Origin of the sequence: Gloeotrichia echinulata CP02, assembly GCA_038087035.1 — a bacterium.
Classification (GTDB): Bacteria; Cyanobacteriota; Cyanobacteriia; order Cyanobacteriales; family Nostocaceae; genus Gloeotrichia; species Gloeotrichia echinulata.
The window spans coordinates 1,545,598-1,562,189 of sequence record CP051187.1 but is presented as its reverse complement, the minus strand read 5'-3'; the positions used below and the strand labels follow the sequence as shown (position 1 = coordinate 1,562,189).

Annotated in this window: 17 protein-coding genes and 2 pseudogenes; 14 read left to right on the top strand and 5 right to left on the bottom strand. The window is 43.7% G+C overall.

The genetic code is table 11. The features are described 5' to 3' along the window. Nucleotides 1-263 precede the first annotated feature (263 nt). Both HEQ19_06905 and HEQ19_06900 read left to right on the top strand, forming a co-directional pair. Entirely contained in the window at nucleotides 264-518 is a 255-nt protein-coding gene (locus HEQ19_06905) for a hypothetical protein (GenBank protein ID WYL99295.1), read from the top strand. A gap of 9 nt (nucleotides 519-527) precedes the next feature. Next, nucleotides 528-1,787 carry a murein transglycosylase A gene (locus HEQ19_06900; protein ID WYL99294.1) on the top strand — a complete coding sequence of 420 codons (1,260 nt, stop codon included), beginning with the start codon at nucleotides 528-530 and terminating at the stop codon, nucleotides 1,785-1,787. Here the strand turns inward: HEQ19_06900 and HEQ19_06895 are convergent. The 4 genes from HEQ19_06895 to HEQ19_06880 form a co-directional block, all read right to left on the bottom strand. After that, on the bottom strand, nucleotides 1,766-1,966 hold the full coding sequence (locus HEQ19_06895) for a hypothetical protein (protein WYL99293.1): 201 nt from the start codon (nucleotides 1,964-1,966) through the stop codon (nucleotides 1,766-1,768). The genes HEQ19_06900 and HEQ19_06895 overlap by 22 nt on opposite strands. Beyond that, entirely contained in the window at nucleotides 1,941-2,810 is an 870-nt protein-coding gene (locus HEQ19_06890) for a DUF5895 domain-containing protein (protein WYL99292.1), read from the bottom strand. The genes HEQ19_06895 and HEQ19_06890 overlap by 26 nt, the downstream gene beginning before the upstream one ends. 519 nt (nucleotides 2,811-3,329) lie before the next feature. Then, nucleotides 3,330-3,638: a hypothetical protein gene (locus HEQ19_06885; protein ID WYL99291.1), complete on the bottom strand. Its 309-nt coding sequence runs from the start codon at nucleotides 3,636-3,638 to the stop codon at nucleotides 3,330-3,332. Nucleotides 3,639-3,646: 8 nt separating this feature from the next. Next, nucleotides 3,647-5,914, bottom strand: a complete 2,268-nt coding sequence (locus HEQ19_06880) for a bifunctional (p)ppGpp synthetase/guanosine-3',5'-bis(diphosphate) 3'-pyrophosphohydrolase (GenBank protein ID WYL99290.1) — start codon at nucleotides 5,912-5,914, stop codon at nucleotides 3,647-3,649. A gap of 301 nt (nucleotides 5,915-6,215) precedes the next feature. Between HEQ19_06880 and patD the strand changes: the two genes are divergently transcribed. Both patD and HEQ19_06870 read left to right on the top strand, forming a co-directional pair. After that, nucleotides 6,216-6,569, top strand: a complete 354-nt coding sequence (gene patD, locus HEQ19_06875) for a heterocyst frequency control protein PatD (GenBank protein WYL99289.1) — start codon at nucleotides 6,216-6,218, stop codon at nucleotides 6,567-6,569. Nucleotides 6,570-7,598: 1,029 nt separating this feature from the next. Further along, nucleotides 7,599-7,880: pseudogene (locus tag HEQ19_06870) on the top strand (phycocyanin subunit beta). A 27-nt stretch (nucleotides 7,881-7,907) separates the two neighbouring features. Here HEQ19_06870 and tnpA read toward each other — a convergent pair. Next, entirely contained in the window at nucleotides 7,908-8,309 is a 402-nt protein-coding gene (gene tnpA, locus HEQ19_06865) for an IS200/IS605 family transposase (protein ID WYL99288.1), read from the bottom strand. A gap of 52 nt (nucleotides 8,310-8,361) precedes the next feature. On the opposite strand from tnpA, the gene HEQ19_06860 reads away from it, so the two are divergent. From HEQ19_06860 to HEQ19_06815, 10 genes and pseudogenes are all read left to right on the top strand, one after another. Further along, nucleotides 8,362-9,552: a transposase gene (locus HEQ19_06860; GenBank protein WYL99287.1), complete on the top strand. Its 1,191-nt coding sequence runs from the start codon at nucleotides 8,362-8,364 to the stop codon at nucleotides 9,550-9,552. A 36-nt stretch (nucleotides 9,553-9,588) separates the two neighbouring features. After that, nucleotides 9,589-9,807 (top strand): annotated as a pseudogene (locus HEQ19_06855) (phycocyanin subunit alpha). A 147-nt stretch (nucleotides 9,808-9,954) separates the two neighbouring features. Beyond that, nucleotides 9,955-10,764 carry a phycobilisome linker polypeptide gene (locus tag HEQ19_06850; GenBank protein WYL99286.1) on the top strand — a complete coding sequence of 270 codons (810 nt, stop codon included), beginning with the start codon at nucleotides 9,955-9,957 and terminating at the stop codon, nucleotides 10,762-10,764. Nucleotides 10,765-10,807: 43 nt separating this feature from the next. Next, nucleotides 10,808-11,680, top strand: a complete 873-nt coding sequence (locus HEQ19_06845; GenBank protein ID WYL99285.1) for a phycobilisome linker polypeptide — start codon at nucleotides 10,808-10,810, stop codon at nucleotides 11,678-11,680. A gap of 14 nt (nucleotides 11,681-11,694) precedes the next feature. Beyond that, the gene (locus HEQ19_06840; GenBank protein WYL99284.1) at nucleotides 11,695-11,931 is read left to right on the top strand and encodes a phycobilisome linker polypeptide; all 237 of its coding nucleotides are present in this window, start codon (nucleotides 11,695-11,697) and stop codon (nucleotides 11,929-11,931) included. 383 nt (nucleotides 11,932-12,314) lie between these two features. Next, entirely contained in the window at nucleotides 12,315-13,463 is a 1,149-nt protein-coding gene (locus HEQ19_06835) for a transposase (GenBank protein WYL99283.1), read from the top strand. A gap of 150 nt (nucleotides 13,464-13,613) precedes the next feature. Beyond that, nucleotides 13,614-13,820, top strand: coding sequence for a hypothetical protein (locus HEQ19_06830; protein WYL99282.1), 207 nt, complete (start codon nucleotides 13,614-13,616; stop codon nucleotides 13,818-13,820). A 475-nt stretch (nucleotides 13,821-14,295) separates the two neighbouring features. Continuing rightward, nucleotides 14,296-14,814, top strand: coding sequence for a phycocyanin subunit beta (locus HEQ19_06825; GenBank protein ID WYL99281.1), 519 nt, complete (start codon nucleotides 14,296-14,298; stop codon nucleotides 14,812-14,814). 92 nt (nucleotides 14,815-14,906) lie between these two features. Next, entirely contained in the window at nucleotides 14,907-15,395 is a 489-nt protein-coding gene (cpcA, locus tag HEQ19_06820; GenBank protein ID WYL99280.1) for a phycocyanin subunit alpha, read from the top strand. Nucleotides 15,396-15,481: 86 nt separating this feature from the next. Beyond that, nucleotides 15,482-16,297: a HEAT repeat domain-containing protein gene (locus HEQ19_06815; GenBank protein ID WYL99279.1), complete on the top strand. Its 816-nt coding sequence runs from the start codon at nucleotides 15,482-15,484 to the stop codon at nucleotides 16,295-16,297. Nucleotides 16,298-16,592 lie beyond the last annotated feature (295 nt).

The window sequence follows — 16,592 nt, the reverse complement described above, 5'->3', positions numbered from 1 at the left end:
TTGCGGAAATTTCCCAATTTTGGATTCTGTCCTCAGTTGTAGGTTAAAATTTTTCTTGCACTGGACAATTGGTTGGGAACTGTTGCTGGGTAGGCAACCGTCATAGCACGAAAGGAAAATTTCAGAATTAGGAATGACCAATAATGAGTGATTAATTTCTCACTTTTGTGAACAGAAATGGCTACTCCCGTATGCTTCCCCTTTTCATTCTAGGGTTACGTGGGTTAACAATGGGTTGAATGTGTCTCAAATGATTCAACTTTATGGCAAGAACTCCAAATGAATACGCTGTACACCTTTTAATGGACAGTGGTCACCGCGAAGAAGTACGTTTTCCTACTATTCAAGACTTTCAAAAGTGGTATAGTGGAGAGCTTGTGCCCAAGTCTGCTTCTCATGATTTTATCAGCGTACCGATCAAGAATATTCAAGGTGAGTATATGGTGGTACGCCCATCTCGGATTGTCGCCATTCGCGTAGAACCCATTTTTACCTCTAGTGTTGAAAGATTCAACTGATAAATGTAAATGATGAGAAAAACCCTTGCTTTGCTTTCCTTGAGTCTAGGAATTGTCTTTGTAAACACACTTTGGTCTGCTGTTGCTCAAGTTCCTAATTTACCCTCACCGATACCAACCAATCCTGAGACACCGCAAGCAGCACCCCCAAGCAATCCTGAGGTGTCACCACCGCTCAAACCAATCGACTTAGGAAGCGATTGTACCCCCCGTCAGGCTTGCTTAGGTTGGGATGAGCAACTTTGGGGTCGCAGGGGTAAACGGGGCGATCGCCAAGCATTATTGACATCAATTGATAACAGTTTAAAATACCTGTCAAGAGATGCTGCGATCGCCGCCTATCAACAATATCCTATCAAGGAAATTACCCTCGATCGCGTGCGTCGTAGTTTGCTGCGCTTTCGTCAGTTAGTTGTTCAATCCAGGTCTCCAGCACAATTACAAGCTGCTGTGCGTCGAGAGTTTGTTTTTTATAAGTCCGTGGGTAACGACGACAAGGGGACTGTTAAATACACCGCATATTATGAGCCTATTTACACAGCTAGCCGGGTAAAAACTGCAGAATATAAATATCCCCTTTATCGGCTACCGTCCGACTTTGATCAATGGGCTAAACCCCACCCAAAACGGATTGATTTGGAAGGACAAGATGGTTTACTAGGGGATAAAAGCCAGCTGCGCGGTTTAGAACTGTTTTGGTTCCGGGATCGCCTAGATGCATACATGGTACACATCCAAGGTTCTGCCCAAATTCAGTTAACTGATGGCAAGAAAACCTCTGTAGGCTTCGCAGGTGGAACTGATTACCCTTGGACTAGTATCGGCAGAGAATTAGCGAAAGACGGCAAACTCCCAGCTAGTAAATTAAGTCTACCAGGTGTAATCAGTTATTTCCAGCAAAATCCCCTGGAATTAAATAATTATTTACCCCGCTGGGAGAGGTTTGTTTTCTTCAAAGAGACGGACGGGGGATTACCACATGGGAGTATTAATGTACCCGTCACAGCAGAGCGTTCCATCGCTACAGATAAGTCTCTCATGCCTCCGGGAGCGCTAGCGCTGGTTTACACCTCACTTCCCTATCCCACCCGTGGTCGCAAGTTGGAGTATCGCAAAGTCAGCCGCTTCGTGCTAGATCAGGATACAGGTAGCGCCATCAAAGGACCAGGACGGGTAGATTATTTCATGGGAACTGGTCAACTCGCAGGCGATCGCGCTGGCGTTACAGGCGGTAATGGTTCACTATATTACTTACTGCTCAAAGAATAGACAAGAGGATAGGGGGCACATAGGGAGATAGCGCGATGAACAATTGAAAATTTCCCCCAGTCCCCAATCCCCAGCGATGCACTGAGCTTGCCGAAGTGTCCCCAATCACCAATCCCCAGCGATGCACTGAGCTTGCCGAAGTGTCCCCAATCCCTAGTACGGTGGATAACCGAACTCATCCTCATCAGCGTAAACATAAGAACCAGAAACCCCCGCTAAGGCCATTTTGGGGGTTTCTGATTTCAATGGTTCCTTGCCAAACTCTTTGTGTTCTTCAAAAGTTTTGCAGATTTTAGCTGACTCTGGTGCATCTGAGGCGATCATGTATTGTGTTAATGTCCCTACTGTGGGATGCTTATAATCGACAGTTGAAGCTACCAGTACTATATTTGGTTCAATGCCTCGCTCTTCACAGTCAATGATGGGCGAAAAAATGCCGTGGGCGTGAAATAGTGGACCTTTTGGTGTCACTGGTTGTTTACGGTATCCTGCATAAGCTTTTTCTAGTTCTGCAACAAATCCGCTGACAACTTTTCCTTGTTGATATTCACAGTAGGTTTTGCTGAAACTTGCTCCGGCTGCACCATTGAGCGTTAATTGCAGTGGTGATTCATGTAACAAGTTTTTATTTTCTCCTACTAAATATATTAGATAACGGGTGAAGGTCTTAAATTTAAGTTTGTCTGCTAAAAAGGCATCATAATTCTCTTTGAGAGTACCCAATTTTATCCCTGTTTCTCGGTCTTTGACAGACAACGGTCCGCGACGGACTATAACTATACGTGGGGTTGTACTAATAAATACAGTTTCAGTACCGGAGCTAAATTCATGCTCTACCTGTTGCCAATTTTCATCGGGAGTAAAGCCGACAGCATGGGCATTATCTAGCTTAACTGCCAATCCGTAGGCTTGGATACCGTCTGTGCCATATCGAGGATTAATCATCTGACACCAGGGGATGACTTGAGAAGGCGGTGCATTAAATTTCTCGTCCTCAAAGTCGAATTTAGCAGATGCTTTCATTATTGTTAAGCTATAAAAGTGTTTTGCTGAACAAAGTTTGTCGGTTGTCAATTGTCAATTTTCCGTTGTCCTGTGTAATTTGTCATTTGTCGAATTACTAATTACTCATGACAACTGACTTTCATCAGAAAAATGGGTAGAAACCCCGTCCTTCTAGGACGGCTTTACAAGCCCCTTACGGGGACTGGTTTTTAAATGGCGTTGAGCAACAGGAAACCAGGAAAACCCGTTTAAGTCCCTTCCCGCAACACAGATAAGATATCTTGTTTTTACACAACGCCTAACCAATTAGGCTTGCAGATAGTCCAGACTAGGGAAGTATCTGGAAGTGCGTACCAACCTGTGTCTCAATGCGGTATTCACCTCTTGCGTTGTCCAAATTGGTTTAGACAATCCTCGCCCTTCAAGGGTGAGGTTGGTGAATTGTGATCCGTGGATGGGGTTTTTAATGATACATCTATTGACCACAACCGACTGTAGAAGAACACTACGCAGCAGAATTACTGCTACCAGCGCAATTTAGGGATAATTTCTTTGTATCATCCTAGTGAGACTTCGAGGAGCTTCTGAAGCAGATTTTAACAACAGCTTTACACTAGCTTGAAAATCGGGGCTAGTCCAATAGACTTTCATGTTTGTTTGTGGGATTTTCCCGTGATTAGCTAGCCTGAAAATAGTGATCGCTCCTGATTCCTGAGTTGTGAGTAAAAATACTACGAGCAGGACCCCAGTCCCCAATCCCCAATCCCCAGCGATGCACTGAGCTTGTCGAAGTGTCCCCAGTCCCCAATCCCCAGCGATGCACTGAGCTTGCCGAAGTGTCCCCAATCCCCTAACTACTCATCAATTTGACCAACGCGGTGGATATTCAAGATGTCGCTCATTTTTTTGATTTGGGTAAAGACTTGTTCTAATTGGGGGCGATCGCGTATATCTATGCCTAAATCCATTAAAGCTGGTTGACCGATAGCAGTTTTGACTTGAGCATGGCGGACATTGATCCCTTGGTCACTCAACCGAGATAATATATCTTTTAAAACCCCCACACGATCAAGAGCTTCAATTTGAATATTGACTGGGTAAGTTTGAGGACGACTCCTAGTTTCCGCTGCTGGGTTCCAGGTGACTGGTACTAGGCGCTCATACTCAACACTTTCTAGATTATTACATCCTTGACGATGAATGGAAATCCCCCGACCTCGTGTCACTACACCAATAATCGCTTCTCCGGGAATTGGCGTACAACACCCAGCTATATGATATACCAGTCCTTCTACGCCAATAATTGGCGAATCGGTGGTGCGTGAGCTAAAAGACGCATCCCGCAAGGCTTTGGCGGAGGCTGACTCTTTGGTGGGAAGGAGGGGCGTAGTCACAATTGGTTGTTGGGCTTTTGCCACTTCGCGCCAACGATTTAGGACTAGATTCAGGGTAATTTCACCGTAACCCAAACCCGCGAGTAAATCTTCCACACTATGATAGTTACACTTTTCTGCCACAGTCTGCATGGTGTTTGACTTGAGGAAGTTGTCAAAACTGTTTTTACCTAGTTCTTTTTCTAGCAATTCCCGACCACGGGCAACATTTTCTTCCCGGCGCGATCGCTTGTACCATTGTTTAATGCGATATTTTGCTGCCGAGGTTCTGACAAAGTTTAACCAATCCAAACTGGGATGGCTATTCTTTTGCGTAATAATCTCCACAATATCACCATTTTGCAGCCTTGTGGACAGGGGGACTATCCGCCCATTTACCCGCGCCCCTGCACAGTGGTTTCCGACTTCGGTATGAATGCGATAGCCAAAATCCACACTCGTAGAACCAGGACTTAAAGGTACAACATCCCCCTTAGGCGTGAATACATAAACGTCGTCTTCAAATAAGTTATCTTTAACGCTATCTAAGTATTCCTGGGCATCTTTTAAATCACTTTGCCATTCTAATAACTGCCGCAACCAGGTAAATTTTTCATCAGATGAGGTCAAATGAGTGGTGTTAGATCCCCCTGTTTCTTTATACTTCCAATGAGCTGCGATCCCATACTCAGCAATATGGTGCATTTGCTGTGTGCGAATTTGCACCTCTAAAGGACGACCGGTTAGCCCAATGACGCCTGTATGCAATGATTGGTAACGATTAGGCTTAGGTAGTCCGATGTAATCTTTAAATCTACCAGGTATCGGACGAAAAGCATCGTGAACCACTGCCAAAGCACGATAGCATTCCTCATTTGTTTGGACAATAATTCGCAGGGCTGCTAAATCATAAATTTCGTGAAATTCTTTTTGCTGCCGCTGCATTTTTTGGTAGATACTATAAAGGTGTTTGGGACGACCGCTGATATCGAGGCATTTAATTCCGGCTTGCTGTAAACGCTGCCGGATAATTTCCGTAGCTTTGGCGAGTTTTTCTTCTCGCGCCGTCCGTTTTTCGGCAACATGCTGCTGAATTTGGCGAAAAGCTTCCGGTTCTAAATACTTAAATGCTAAATCTTCCAATTCCCATTTAAAGTGCCAGATTCCCAAACGATTGGCTAGGGGAGCAAAGATATCTCGCGTTTCTTGAGCAATGCGGCGACGTTTTTCCTCTGGCATTACTTGTAAGGTTCGCATATTATGCAAACGATCAGCCAATTTCACCACAATGACGCGAATATCTTGGGCCATTGCCAAAAACATCCGCCGGAAGTTTTCGGCTTGACTTTCAGTTTTGCTTTTAAAATTGATTTTAGAAAGCTTGGTGACACCTTCGACTAATTGCCGTACTTCAGGACCAAAGCGCTCTTCTATTTGTTCAATGGTAATTTCTGTATCTTCCACTACATCATGTAGGAATCCAGCTGCTATCATAGCAGAACTGCCTCCTAAATCACGTAGCAATCCTGCCACTGCCAGGGGATGAAAAATGTATGGCTCTCCCGATTTGCGATATTGACCTTCATGCAGTTGATAAGCAAATTCAAATGCTCGACCAATCAATGCTGCATCGCTATACCGTCGCTCATCTTCCACTTCGCCACTAGTTCCTGATGACTCGTTTAAACATTTGTGTAGCCATTCCGGAAGTGGAAGATTCATGGTGGAATTGATAACTGTGCTACTCATACAAAAGGGAATAGAGGTGATCGTTGGATTAAGTCAGAGATCAGAGATAGACAAATGACAGCATGGCCTATAAAAGATGCTGTAACTCACAGACGGATAGGAAAGGCTGAATGCGGATAATGCCCGAAATGCCGATGGTAATCATCCAGTGCGAATTTCAAGGTTCATAATTGGGCAAATACATGTCTGGAAAATAAAACCTCAAAGTCCTATTTGAGGCTTCTGGTTCTAAAAACAGGTTAAGAAAGTTTATTGTAGAAGAAAATTTTCTTGACATTAATACTATCTCAACTGGCACTGGATGTCTCTAAATAAAGAAAAATATCAGGCTTTGGCAAACTCCCTAGAGCAATTCCGCTCCGATGTCACCACTACCCAAATAGATGCAACCCAATTACAACGGCGTTTAGCCTCCTTAAAGGAATTATTTCAGGAGCAGATTGTACCAATAGCCGAGTCTAACTCGCACGAACAATCTTATCGGACGGAGATGAGCAAGCAATTGCGCCTATTGGAAATAGACGTAATGTTTTACCAAGGGGCAAGACAAGCTGCTACTGTACAAACTAGACTACAGACCATTGGCGATCGCCTGAGTACTTTAGTCCGGTACTGTGATGCTATCCTGCAGCCAGAAGACGAGACTGGGGTTTAGCCCTGATCTTTTTCTCTGGTTACTTTATCATCTCATTAGTGACTGCTAATGGACACTGACAAATAAAAAATTCCACCCACCCTCAATACTGCGTAGGTTAACTCATATCTCAATACGGTTCAGTTAAGGAAAATTGTAGGTTGGGTTTCGCAAAGCCTCAACCCAACAAACCCGCCAAATGTTGGGTTAGCCTGTGCTTCGCCCCTGCGGGTCTACGTTCCTCAACCCAACCTACATGGGTCTGCTTCCCCTGCTTCCCCTGCTTCCCCCTCCGAATTTTAGATTTTGGATACTTCTCTGCGTTCGCGTAGCGTGTCGTAGACAGAGGCTACGCCAACGACTTCCCTGCGGGACGCTGCGCGAACGCTCAGTACAAGTTTTGGATTTTAGATTTTTGGGGTACCTTGCAGATCTCATGTGTCTGTAAAAATCTCAGGGAACCATCTATCAATCTCAACCAACTTCCCACCACTACGTTTTCAGTGGGGGACTTACGGCGATTTAGTTAACAAATGTAACCAGATGTAACGAGAAATTAAGACTCAAGACAAAAGCAAAATACAAACAATCCTTGATATCACAGGGTTTCAGCATTTGCTTAATATTTTTTAACCAATTATCCGGCAAGAAAATTAAAATTGCACAAAATTTGCACAAACGGATTGCTTTAATCAAATTTAGGTTCAAAAAACCGCTGAACTCTTTGCCCTTGAAGCAGAAGGTTCAGTTTGTGAGAACTTGATCATCAGCCATTTAATTATCTGGACTTGTAAGTCTTAAAAAAATGGTTGTTGTGGATATTAGTAGTATTGATTTATGGCTGTAACCTTAGTGTATCAGAACTAGGTGACAGTGCAAAGATTAAATTACCGTTATTGTCAAGCGAGTTTAACTTGCTGGTGACTGTTCGCCTGTTTACTGATAATAGCGGAATTATATCTCAATCAATCATGCTTATTCAAATCAAGACACAGTTTTTGAACCGAATTTGAATCCACAGCATATTAATAATTATTAGGAGATGTTGGAATGCTTGACGCTTTTACCAAAGTAGTTTCCCAAGCTGATACCCGAGGCTCATACGTCACCGACGCAGAAATCGATGCATTAAAGGATTTGGTAGCTGCTGGTACAAAACGGATGGATGTTGTTAACCGGATTACCGGCAATGCATCCACAATCGTGGCTAATGCAGCACGTTCTTTGTTTGACGAACAACCCCAGTTGATTGCACCTGGTGGTAATGCTTATACCCACCGTCGCATGGCTGCTTGCTTGCGCGATATGGACATCATTCTGCGCTATGTTACCGAAAAAATGGGTAAAAGCCCCGTCCTTCTAGGACGGCTTTAATTGATTCTGTATATATCTTTTTAGTACCTCCAAGGGTGCGTCGCCTACTGAAGAGGCAAAATAAGAAGGACTCCATAAAGCGTCTTTTCCTAGCGGTTTCTTAAATCCCTCTTGTCCATAGCGACGACTCGAAACCCATTTGAGCGCGTTCACTATCTGAGAGATAAACAATTTAGGAGGATATTCAATTAATACGTGTACGTGGTCTACCTCCCCGTTAAGTTCCTGTACTTTGAAATTCATCTTTTCAGATACTTCGCTAAATGACTTTTCAATCAAAGCAAGACTCACGTTGGTGAGTATAGGCAATCGATATTTAGTAACGCAGACCAAGTGAAGTTTTAAGTCTGTAACACTGTGTCTTTCGCGACGAAGATCGCTTGACATTTTTTACAGACCAAGTTATGTTATAGATACAGACAAACTATAACACAAAGCCGTGAAAGCCAGATATAAATACCGATTCTATCCAACAGATCAACAACGAACGAGCCTAGCTCAGTTGTTTGGGTGTGTGCGGGTAGTTTGGAATGATGCTTTGGCTTTGTGCAAACAGTCCGAGAAACTTCCTAGCAATGGGGATCTGCAAAAATTAGTATTAACCCAAAGTAAAAAGACTGAGCAGCGTTCTTGGCTTAGTAGCGTAGCTAGCATTGCGTTGCAGCAATCAGTCGCGGATTTAGGAACTGCTTATAAGAACTTTTTTGATTCCCTAAAAGGCAAAAGAAAAGGCAAGAAACTAGGTAGCCCTAGATTTAAAAAGAAAACGAATCAACAGTCTGCGCGTCTTACTCGTGGCGGTTTCTCTATTAGTAAAGAGGTGGTGTACCTAGCCAAGATTGGAAATGTTAATCCAATTTGGTCTAGGCAATTACCTTGTGAACCTAGCTCAGTTACTATTATTAAAGATTGTGCTAATCGCTATTTTTTAAGTTTTGTGGTTGATATTGAGCCTGTCAGCCTTGATACTAAAAGCCAAACTAGACGCTCCTGCGTCGCTAACGCTGGCGCTATCGGGATTGATTTAGGTATCAAGACTTTTGCGGTAATGAGTAATGGTGAAAAAGCTGAAAGTCCTAGCTATAAAAAGCTTGACAGGAAAATTCGCCAACTACAAAAGAAATTAGCACGACAACATAAAGATTCAAAGCGGCGGGACAAAACCCGGATTCAAATCGCAAAACGTCATAACCAAATCGCCGACACCCGCAGAGACTTTCTGCACAAATTATCAACTAAGATTGTTAGCGAAAACCAAGCTATTGTTTTAGAAGATTTGAATGTGTCTGGGATGGTTAAAAACCGCAAACTTTCAAGAGTAATTAGTTTGCAGGGTTGGCGTGAGTTTCGGACACAATGCGAGGCTAAGTCGGCAAAATATGATAGAACTTTCCATGTCATTAGTCGATGGGAACCAACTAGTCAAGTCTGTTCTGAATGCGGTTTTAAGTGGGGCAAACTTGATTTAAAGGTGCGCCAGATTAAGTGCTTAAATTGCGGGACTGAACATGAGCGCGATGGAAATGCTGCCAAGAATATAGAAAAAGTCGGGATAGGGCATTGCCACGACTCTAAATGCACGTCGAGACGGAGTAAACCTACTTCGGTAGTATCTGTCAATGAAGCGTGAAGAATCCCCGTGCGTTCACGCCGGGGAGTATGTCAATACATTCGCATCGTCACCTACTGTCTAATTGCAGGCGGTACAAGTCCTTTGGATGACTACCTGATTGGTGGTTTGACAGAAATCAACCGTACCTTTGATCTGTCTCCCAGCTGGTACGTTGAAGCTCTCAAGTACATCAAAGCCAATCATGGATTGAGTGGCGATCCTGCTGTAGAAGCAAATTCCTACATTGACTATGCCATCAACGCCCTAAGCTAGGGTTTTCCTTTTGCCCAGAACAACTGAAGGCTGTGAATGCTAATTTTCTAGCATGGGCAGTTTTTTGGGGTTCTGGGCATGTTTTTTATGATTAACAGCGATTGGGGGTTAGGTTTTAAGACCTGTTGAAATTAAGGAAATTCAGTGATGACTAGTTCTACAGCAGCCAGTCAGCTAGGATTTGAGCCATTTGCAAGCACACCTCCTACAGAATTGCGGGCAAATGAGGATGTAAAAGCAGTGATTCTTGCTGCCTACCGTCAAGTGTTTGGCAATGATCACTTGATGGAAAGCGAACGCCTCACCAGTGCAGAATCGTTATTGCAGCAAGGTAACATTACTGTTAGGGATTTTGTCCGGGCCCTGGTGCAATCTGAACTATATCGGCAAAAATTCTTTCACTCTACGCCTCAAGTCCGCTTCATCGAATTGAACTACAAGCATCTGCTTGGTCGTGCTACCTACGATGAAGCAGAGATTGCCTACCATGTCAATCTCTATACGCAAAAAGGATACGAGGCAGAAATCAATTCCTATATTGATTCACTCGAATATCAAGAAAACTTTGGAGAATCGGTTGTTCCCTATTATCGGGGATTTGAAACTCAACCGGGACAAAAAACAGTAGGCTTCAGCCGGATGTTTCAGATCTATCGGGGGTATGCTAATAGTGATCGCGCCCAAGGTAAAAATAAAGCTGCTTGGTTAACCCAAGATCTCGCGTTAAATTTAGCTAGTCCGATTCAAACTCCGAACTTCGGACGGGGACTTGCGGGAACTGTCGCAGGCGATCGCGGACAGCTTTACCGAGTGCGAGTTATGCAAGCAGATAGAGGACGAATCACCCAGATACGACGTAGTATGAGTGAGTATTTGGTAGCATACGACCAACTCTCAGCCACCCTACAACGCCTGAATCAGCGGGGTAGTCGGGTGATCAATATTTCTCCTGCCTGAACCGATCAATTTTGCAACATCAAGTCTACAAGGAGAGCTATTCGTGGCAATTACAACCGCAGCATCTCGTTTAGGAACTACGGCTTTTGAGGGAACACCCCGGGTTGAACTGCGTCCAAATTGGACAGCAGAAGATGCCAAAACTGTCATTTGGGCAGTTTATCGTCAGGTATTAGGCAACGACTACCTGATGCAATCAGAACGTCTCACTAGCTTGGAGTCGTTGCTGGTCAATGGTAAACTCAGTGTCCGGGATTTTGTTCGGGCGGTTGCCAAATCTGAATTATACAAAACCAAATTCCTTTATCCGAATTTTCAAACTCGGGTAATTGAATTGAACATCAAACATTTGCTCGGACGCGCTCCCTACGATGAGTCGGAAGTGATTGAGCATCTCGACCGCTACCAAAATCAAGGCTTCGACGCAGATATCGATTCCTATATCGACTCTGCTGAATATGACGCTTACTTTGGAGATGCGATCGTCCCCTACTACCGTGACTTCGTAACCACAGGAGTAGGTCAGAGAACCGTTGGTTTCACACGGATGTTCCGTCTTTATCGCGGCTATGCTAATAGCGATCGCTCCCAGCTAGCTGGTGCGAATTCTCGTTTAGCAGTGGACCTAGCTAAAAATAGTGCCTCTGCAATTGTCGCTCCTTCCGGTGGCACTGAAGGTTGGGCTTACCTACCCTCCGTCAAAGGAACTGCACCCAGCCGCACTTTTGGCAGATCCTCCCAAGGCTCTACCTCGGGTCTCTACCGAATTGAAGTTACGGCTATCAGTTTGCCTAGATATCCGAAAGTTCGTCGGAGCAATAAAGAGTTCATCGTCCCCTACGAGCAGCTATCCAATACCCTTCAGCAAATTAACAAGCTGGGCGGTAAAGTTGCCAGTATCACTTTAGCACAATAGGAAATAAAACTATCATGTTGGGACAATCCGCATTGACCAGAGCGTCAAATTCAACCTCAGACAATCGCGTTTTTGTCTATGAAGTAGAAGGATTACGGCAGAACGACCAAACTCAGAACAATAGTTATCCGGTTCGCAATAGCGGTACGATTCTGCTGCAAGTCCCCTATAGCCGGATGAATGATGAAATGCGACGCATTACTCGCTTAGGCGCCAAAATTATTGGCATCCGTCCCTTGACTGAAAATTAAACTCCATCTGTATCGGAAAGCTGACCGCAATCCTATATACATCAAGTGGGCGGGGGAAATTTAAATTTTCCCCGCCCGCTTTAATTGGTAAATAATATCTGTAACGATTAACGAAATTGCTTTAATTGCTCAATTAGATGATCGAAATAGGGGGCAAGGGTTTCTTGCTGCTCTGGTTTCACCCGCTTTAAACTAGCAGCTTTGCTGACAGAGCCTCGTAGGGGCGCAAGGCCTTGCGCCCCTACCACCTGGTTTATTGACAGGAAGATGCTGTAGTAGACAAATTCTATTTTCCCATATTTTGGGGCTGATTTGAGTTCAAGTTACCAAAGAAATGGGTTTAAAGCCTCGCCCTTCTAGGGCGACTTTGATATAATATTGCCATGATTACACTAAAGTTTAAGCTGTACGAACACAAAAGGAATAGACACCTGAAACGGATGATCAACGCCGCAGGGATAATCTATAACCATTGTATTGCTCTACATAAACGGTACTATCGCATGTGGAGCAAACACTTAAACTGTGCAAAACTCCAGTCTCATATTGCCAAATTAAGAAAACGGCATCAATTTTGGCAATCAATAGGTTCTCAAGCAGTGCAAGATATCTGTCAACGCATAGAGAAAGCCTACCAATTATTTTTTAAACATAATAAGAAAGGAGTCAGACCACCGAGTTTTAAAAAGGTTAAAAAATACAAATCATTCACGCTTAAACAAGCAGGTTATAAACTCTTAAGTGGGAATAGAATTAAAATTGCCAATCGAGTTTATCAATTTTGGAAATCTAGAGAAGTAGAGGGCAAAATTAAAACATTAACCATTAAACGCACTGCAATAGGTGAGTTATTTATGGTGATTGTAGTTAATAATGAGTTAGAACCAGAAATTAAATCAACGACTGGTAAAATAGCGGGGTTTGATTTCGGATTGAAGACATTTCTAACTTGCTCTGATGGAACTTTAATTGATTCTCCACAATTTCTCAAGCAATCTCTGAATGCTATTAAGAAAGCTAGTAAGAACCACTCCAAAAAGGTAAAACGGTCAAATAATCGTGAAAGAGCTAGAAAGAATTTAGTTCGTCAACATGAAAATGTTTGTAACCGCAGACGTGATTGGTTCTGGAAATTAGCTCATGAATTGACAGACAAGTTTGATGTTTTATGTTTTGAAACCCTAAACCTCAAAGGTATGCAACGTCTTTGGGGTAGAAAAATATCAGATGTAGCTTTTGGAGAATTTATCCAAATATTGTCATGGGTAACTAAAAAGAAAAACAAACAACTTGTTTATATAGATCAATGGTATCCATCTAGTAAAACTTGTTCTCATTGTGGGCATATTTTAGAAAATCTAGATTTATCCATAAGACAGTGGCGTTGTCCGTCTTGTCAATCAATTAATGGACGTGATGAAAACGCCGCGAGAAATATTCAAATGGTTGGGGCATCAACCATTGGGTTAGGTGATGTTAGACTGGCAAGAGCCAGCAATTGCTGTTTGACTCCAGAATCTGGGCCCTTTTAGGGCGGGGAGTATGTCAAAGTATTAGAAATCGTCTACTGCTGCTATGGAACTGCACGGCGTAAATAAACCACCCATCTTAACTGCGGTACTCCCACCAGACCCCTCTTAGCGGTTGACTAAGTATTTTTGTTTGCACAATAGGAGAAAGACATGGCTGAAATTCCCACCGGCGGTCAAATGCTCTGGAAACTAGAAGGGGACGATCGCGTTTTGTACCTGCGGCATAATTCATCGGAGCCGTGGCTTCCCTATGAAGAGTTCCCAGAGTATGTGTTGCCAGATCCGCCGGGATTTTCTAAAGGTATTGCCACCTTTCTCGCACTGCTCAAGAAAAATTGGACAGCAACTAAATCCTGATAACCTAAGTTGCTACTTAGTCCCAGGACTTACACACTAGCCTATTCGTGGAGATCTGGGATAGGGAATAGGGCATTGGTTAATTTTTCCTGCCCTATGCCCTATGCCCTATGCCCCATGCCCCATGCCCCATGCCGAGTAAGTCTCCGACAGGAAAAGACAGGGTAGGCAAAACTCAGGCTGTTAATATTTCTTCATATTTTCTATCATTTTTCGCTTGAGCGTATATTCAAGAATATCTGGCTATAGTGCCGCTAGAGGCAGATAGACGCTACCGAATACTGATTAATCAGTGCTAAGAAGATAAATTCACAGTAATCAGCACAAAAAGGCTGATAAACAAACATTTAAACTCATACCATCATCTGCTTGACAATTTGTAATAAACAAATGATTCAACGATATAGTATAAACAACAAAGAAGAACTTAATAATCCAAGCCATACTCGGCTAAACAAATTAGGAGATTGAGTGTATGTTTGACGCATTTGCAAAAGTAGTCTCCCAAGCTGATGCACGGGGTGAATACCTGAGTCCTTCTCAAATCGATGCTTTGAGTGCTATTGTTGCTGATGGCAACAAGCGGATGGACGTTGTAAACCGCATTACCGGCAATTCTTCCACAATTGTGGCAAATGCAGCTCGTTCTCTGTTTGCAGAACAGCCCCAGTTGATTGCTGCTGGTGGTAATGCTTACACCAGCCGTCGCATGGCTGCTTGTTTACGCGACATGGAAATCATCTTACGCTACATCACCTATGCTATTTTCTCTGGAGATGCCAGCATTCTAGATGATCGCTGCCTCAACGGTTTGAGAGAAACCTATTTGGCTCTAGGAACCCCCGGTGCTTCCGTAGCAGTTGGTGTTCAAAAAATGAAAGATCATGCGATCGCTATTGCTGGCGACAACAATGGTATCACCAGAGGCGATTGTGCCAGCCTAATGTCTGAAGTAGCCAGCTATTTTGATAGAGCGGCTTCTGCAGTTGCGTAAAAGCGCGATTCATCGAATTTTTGCTCAGTTTCAGATAGCTGAAACAATTCCTACAAGCTATTTCAACCAACATTATAGGGAGAAAACCTGACATGAAAACCCCTTTGACCGAAGCAGTAGCTGCTGCTGATTCCCAAGGACGCTTCCTCAGCTCCACCGAAATCCAAACCGCATTTGGTCGTTTCGGCAAAGCTAAAGCAAGTCTAGAAGCTGCAAAAACATTAAGTTCAAAAGCTTCTACCCTGGCTTCTGGTGCTGCTAATGCTGTTTACAGCAAATACCCCTACACCACCACCACCTCTGGTCCTAACTTTGCTTCTACTCAAACTGGCAAAGATAAGTGCGTGCGTGACATCGGTTACTACCTCCGCATGGTTACTTACTGCCTAGTTGTTGGTGGTACAGGTCCATTGGATGACTACTTAATCAGTGGTATCGCTGAAATCAACCGCACCTTTGATCTATCTCCCAGCTGGTATATTGAAGCTCTGAAGTATATCAAAGCTAACCACGGTTTGAGTGGCGACCCCGCTGTTGAAGCAAACTCCTACATCGACTACGCTATCAACGCATTAAGCTAATTCTGACTTGAAAAGACTTTGTGTCTTTGTGCCTTGGTGGTTAAAAGTTAAACCACGAAGACACGAAGACACAAAGATACAAGACTATGGAAAACAAAGCTAATATCCAGGATGATGGTCAATTAACTGTAGAACAAGCGATCGCCAATCTCCAAGGTGAAGATTTGGGATTGCGGGTGTATGCGGCTTGGTGGTTAGGGCGCTTTCGGGTGGATGCTCCAGAAGCCATTGATGTATTAATTACAGCCTTAGAAGACGAAGACGATCGCACCCATGCTGGTGGTTATCCCCTACGACGGAATGCAGCCAGAGCATTGGGGAAATTAGGGGAAAGACGCGCAGTGTCGGCATTAATTCGAGCGTTGGAATGCTCTGATTTCTACGTGCGGGAAGCCGCAGCCCAATCTCTGGAAATGTTAGGCGACTCCTCTTGTATTCCCAGGCTAATCGAGTTACTTAATAATCAAATTCCCGGAACTTTACCCGCACCAGAACCGCCCCAACTTAGTCAACCCTTCGATTCGATTATCGAAGCATTGGGAACCTTGGGGGCTATCGATGCAATTTTGGTGATTCAACCATTTTTAGATCATTTTATTCCCCGGATACAGTATGCTGCAGCGCGGGCAATGTATCAGCTAACGTCATCGAATCAGTATGGCGATCGCCTCACACAAGCACTGGCTAATGACGATTTGCAGCTACGTCGCGCAGTGTTGTCAGATTTGGGGGCGATTGGGTATTTACCAGCAGCGGATGCGATCGCTCAAACTCTGGCAGAAAATAGCCTTAAACTTATTTCCCTCAAGGGTTTATTAGAAAAACAATTGATACTTACTACACCAGGGGATTTATCACCAGGAGCAATCAAAGTGATGCAATTAATGGATGGATTATTATAGCAGCATCTGACATTTATATAACCGTAAACCTAATATCTTAGGACTTACGCACTGTCTAAATTATAGCGGTTCTCAGTTGGATGCAATACAAAATTAGATAGTCGCGTGTAGGGGCACAGCACTGCTGTGCCCTTACGAGTGTATTGGACTCAACCGATAACTGCTATAATCATTGTATGCATTTACCAAAATCCTGAGTTTCACGCTTTGATTAATCATTACTTTGATGGTAAATAGATCCGCGCTATGCAGGGTTTAGCAGTGCTAAACCCCTACGACGAAATGACATTTGTAA

What these genes read in the sequence shown, in the direction of transcription:
- patD (WYL99289.1), top strand. Translation starts at nt 6,216, where the DNA reads ATGTCTCTAAATAAAGAAAAATATCAGGCTTTGGCAAACTCCCTAGAG.
- HEQ19_06880 (WYL99290.1), bottom strand. Translation starts at nt 5,914, where the DNA reads ATGAGTAGCACAGTTATCAATTCCACCATGAATCTTCCACTTCCGGAA.
- HEQ19_06890 (WYL99292.1), bottom strand. Translation starts at nt 2,810, where the DNA reads ATGAAAGCATCTGCTAAATTCGACTTTGAGGACGAGAAATTTAATGCA.
- HEQ19_06905 (WYL99295.1), top strand. Translation starts at nt 264, where the DNA reads ATGGCAAGAACTCCAAATGAATACGCTGTACACCTTTTAATGGACAGT.
- tnpA (WYL99288.1), bottom strand. Translation starts at nt 8,309, where the DNA reads ATGTCAAGCGATCTTCGTCGCGAAAGACACAGTGTTACAGACTTAAAA.
- cpcA (WYL99280.1), top strand. Translation starts at nt 14,907, where the DNA reads ATGAAAACCCCTTTGACCGAAGCAGTAGCTGCTGCTGATTCCCAAGGA.
- HEQ19_06815 (WYL99279.1), top strand. Translation starts at nt 15,482, where the DNA reads ATGGAAAACAAAGCTAATATCCAGGATGATGGTCAATTAACTGTAGAA.
- HEQ19_06850 (WYL99286.1), top strand. Translation starts at nt 9,955, where the DNA reads ATGACTAGTTCTACAGCAGCCAGTCAGCTAGGATTTGAGCCATTTGCA.
- HEQ19_06900 (WYL99294.1), top strand. Translation starts at nt 528, where the DNA reads ATGATGAGAAAAACCCTTGCTTTGCTTTCCTTGAGTCTAGGAATTGTC.
- HEQ19_06840 (WYL99284.1), top strand. Translation starts at nt 11,695, where the DNA reads ATGTTGGGACAATCCGCATTGACCAGAGCGTCAAATTCAACCTCAGAC.
- HEQ19_06835 (WYL99283.1), top strand. Translation starts at nt 12,315, where the DNA reads ATGATTACACTAAAGTTTAAGCTGTACGAACACAAAAGGAATAGACAC.
- HEQ19_06895 (WYL99293.1), bottom strand. Translation starts at nt 1,966, where the DNA reads ATGAGTTCGGTTATCCACCGTACTAGGGATTGGGGACACTTCGGCAAG.
- HEQ19_06825 (WYL99281.1), top strand. Translation starts at nt 14,296, where the DNA reads ATGTTTGACGCATTTGCAAAAGTAGTCTCCCAAGCTGATGCACGGGGT.
- HEQ19_06830 (WYL99282.1), top strand. Translation starts at nt 13,614, where the DNA reads ATGGCTGAAATTCCCACCGGCGGTCAAATGCTCTGGAAACTAGAAGGG.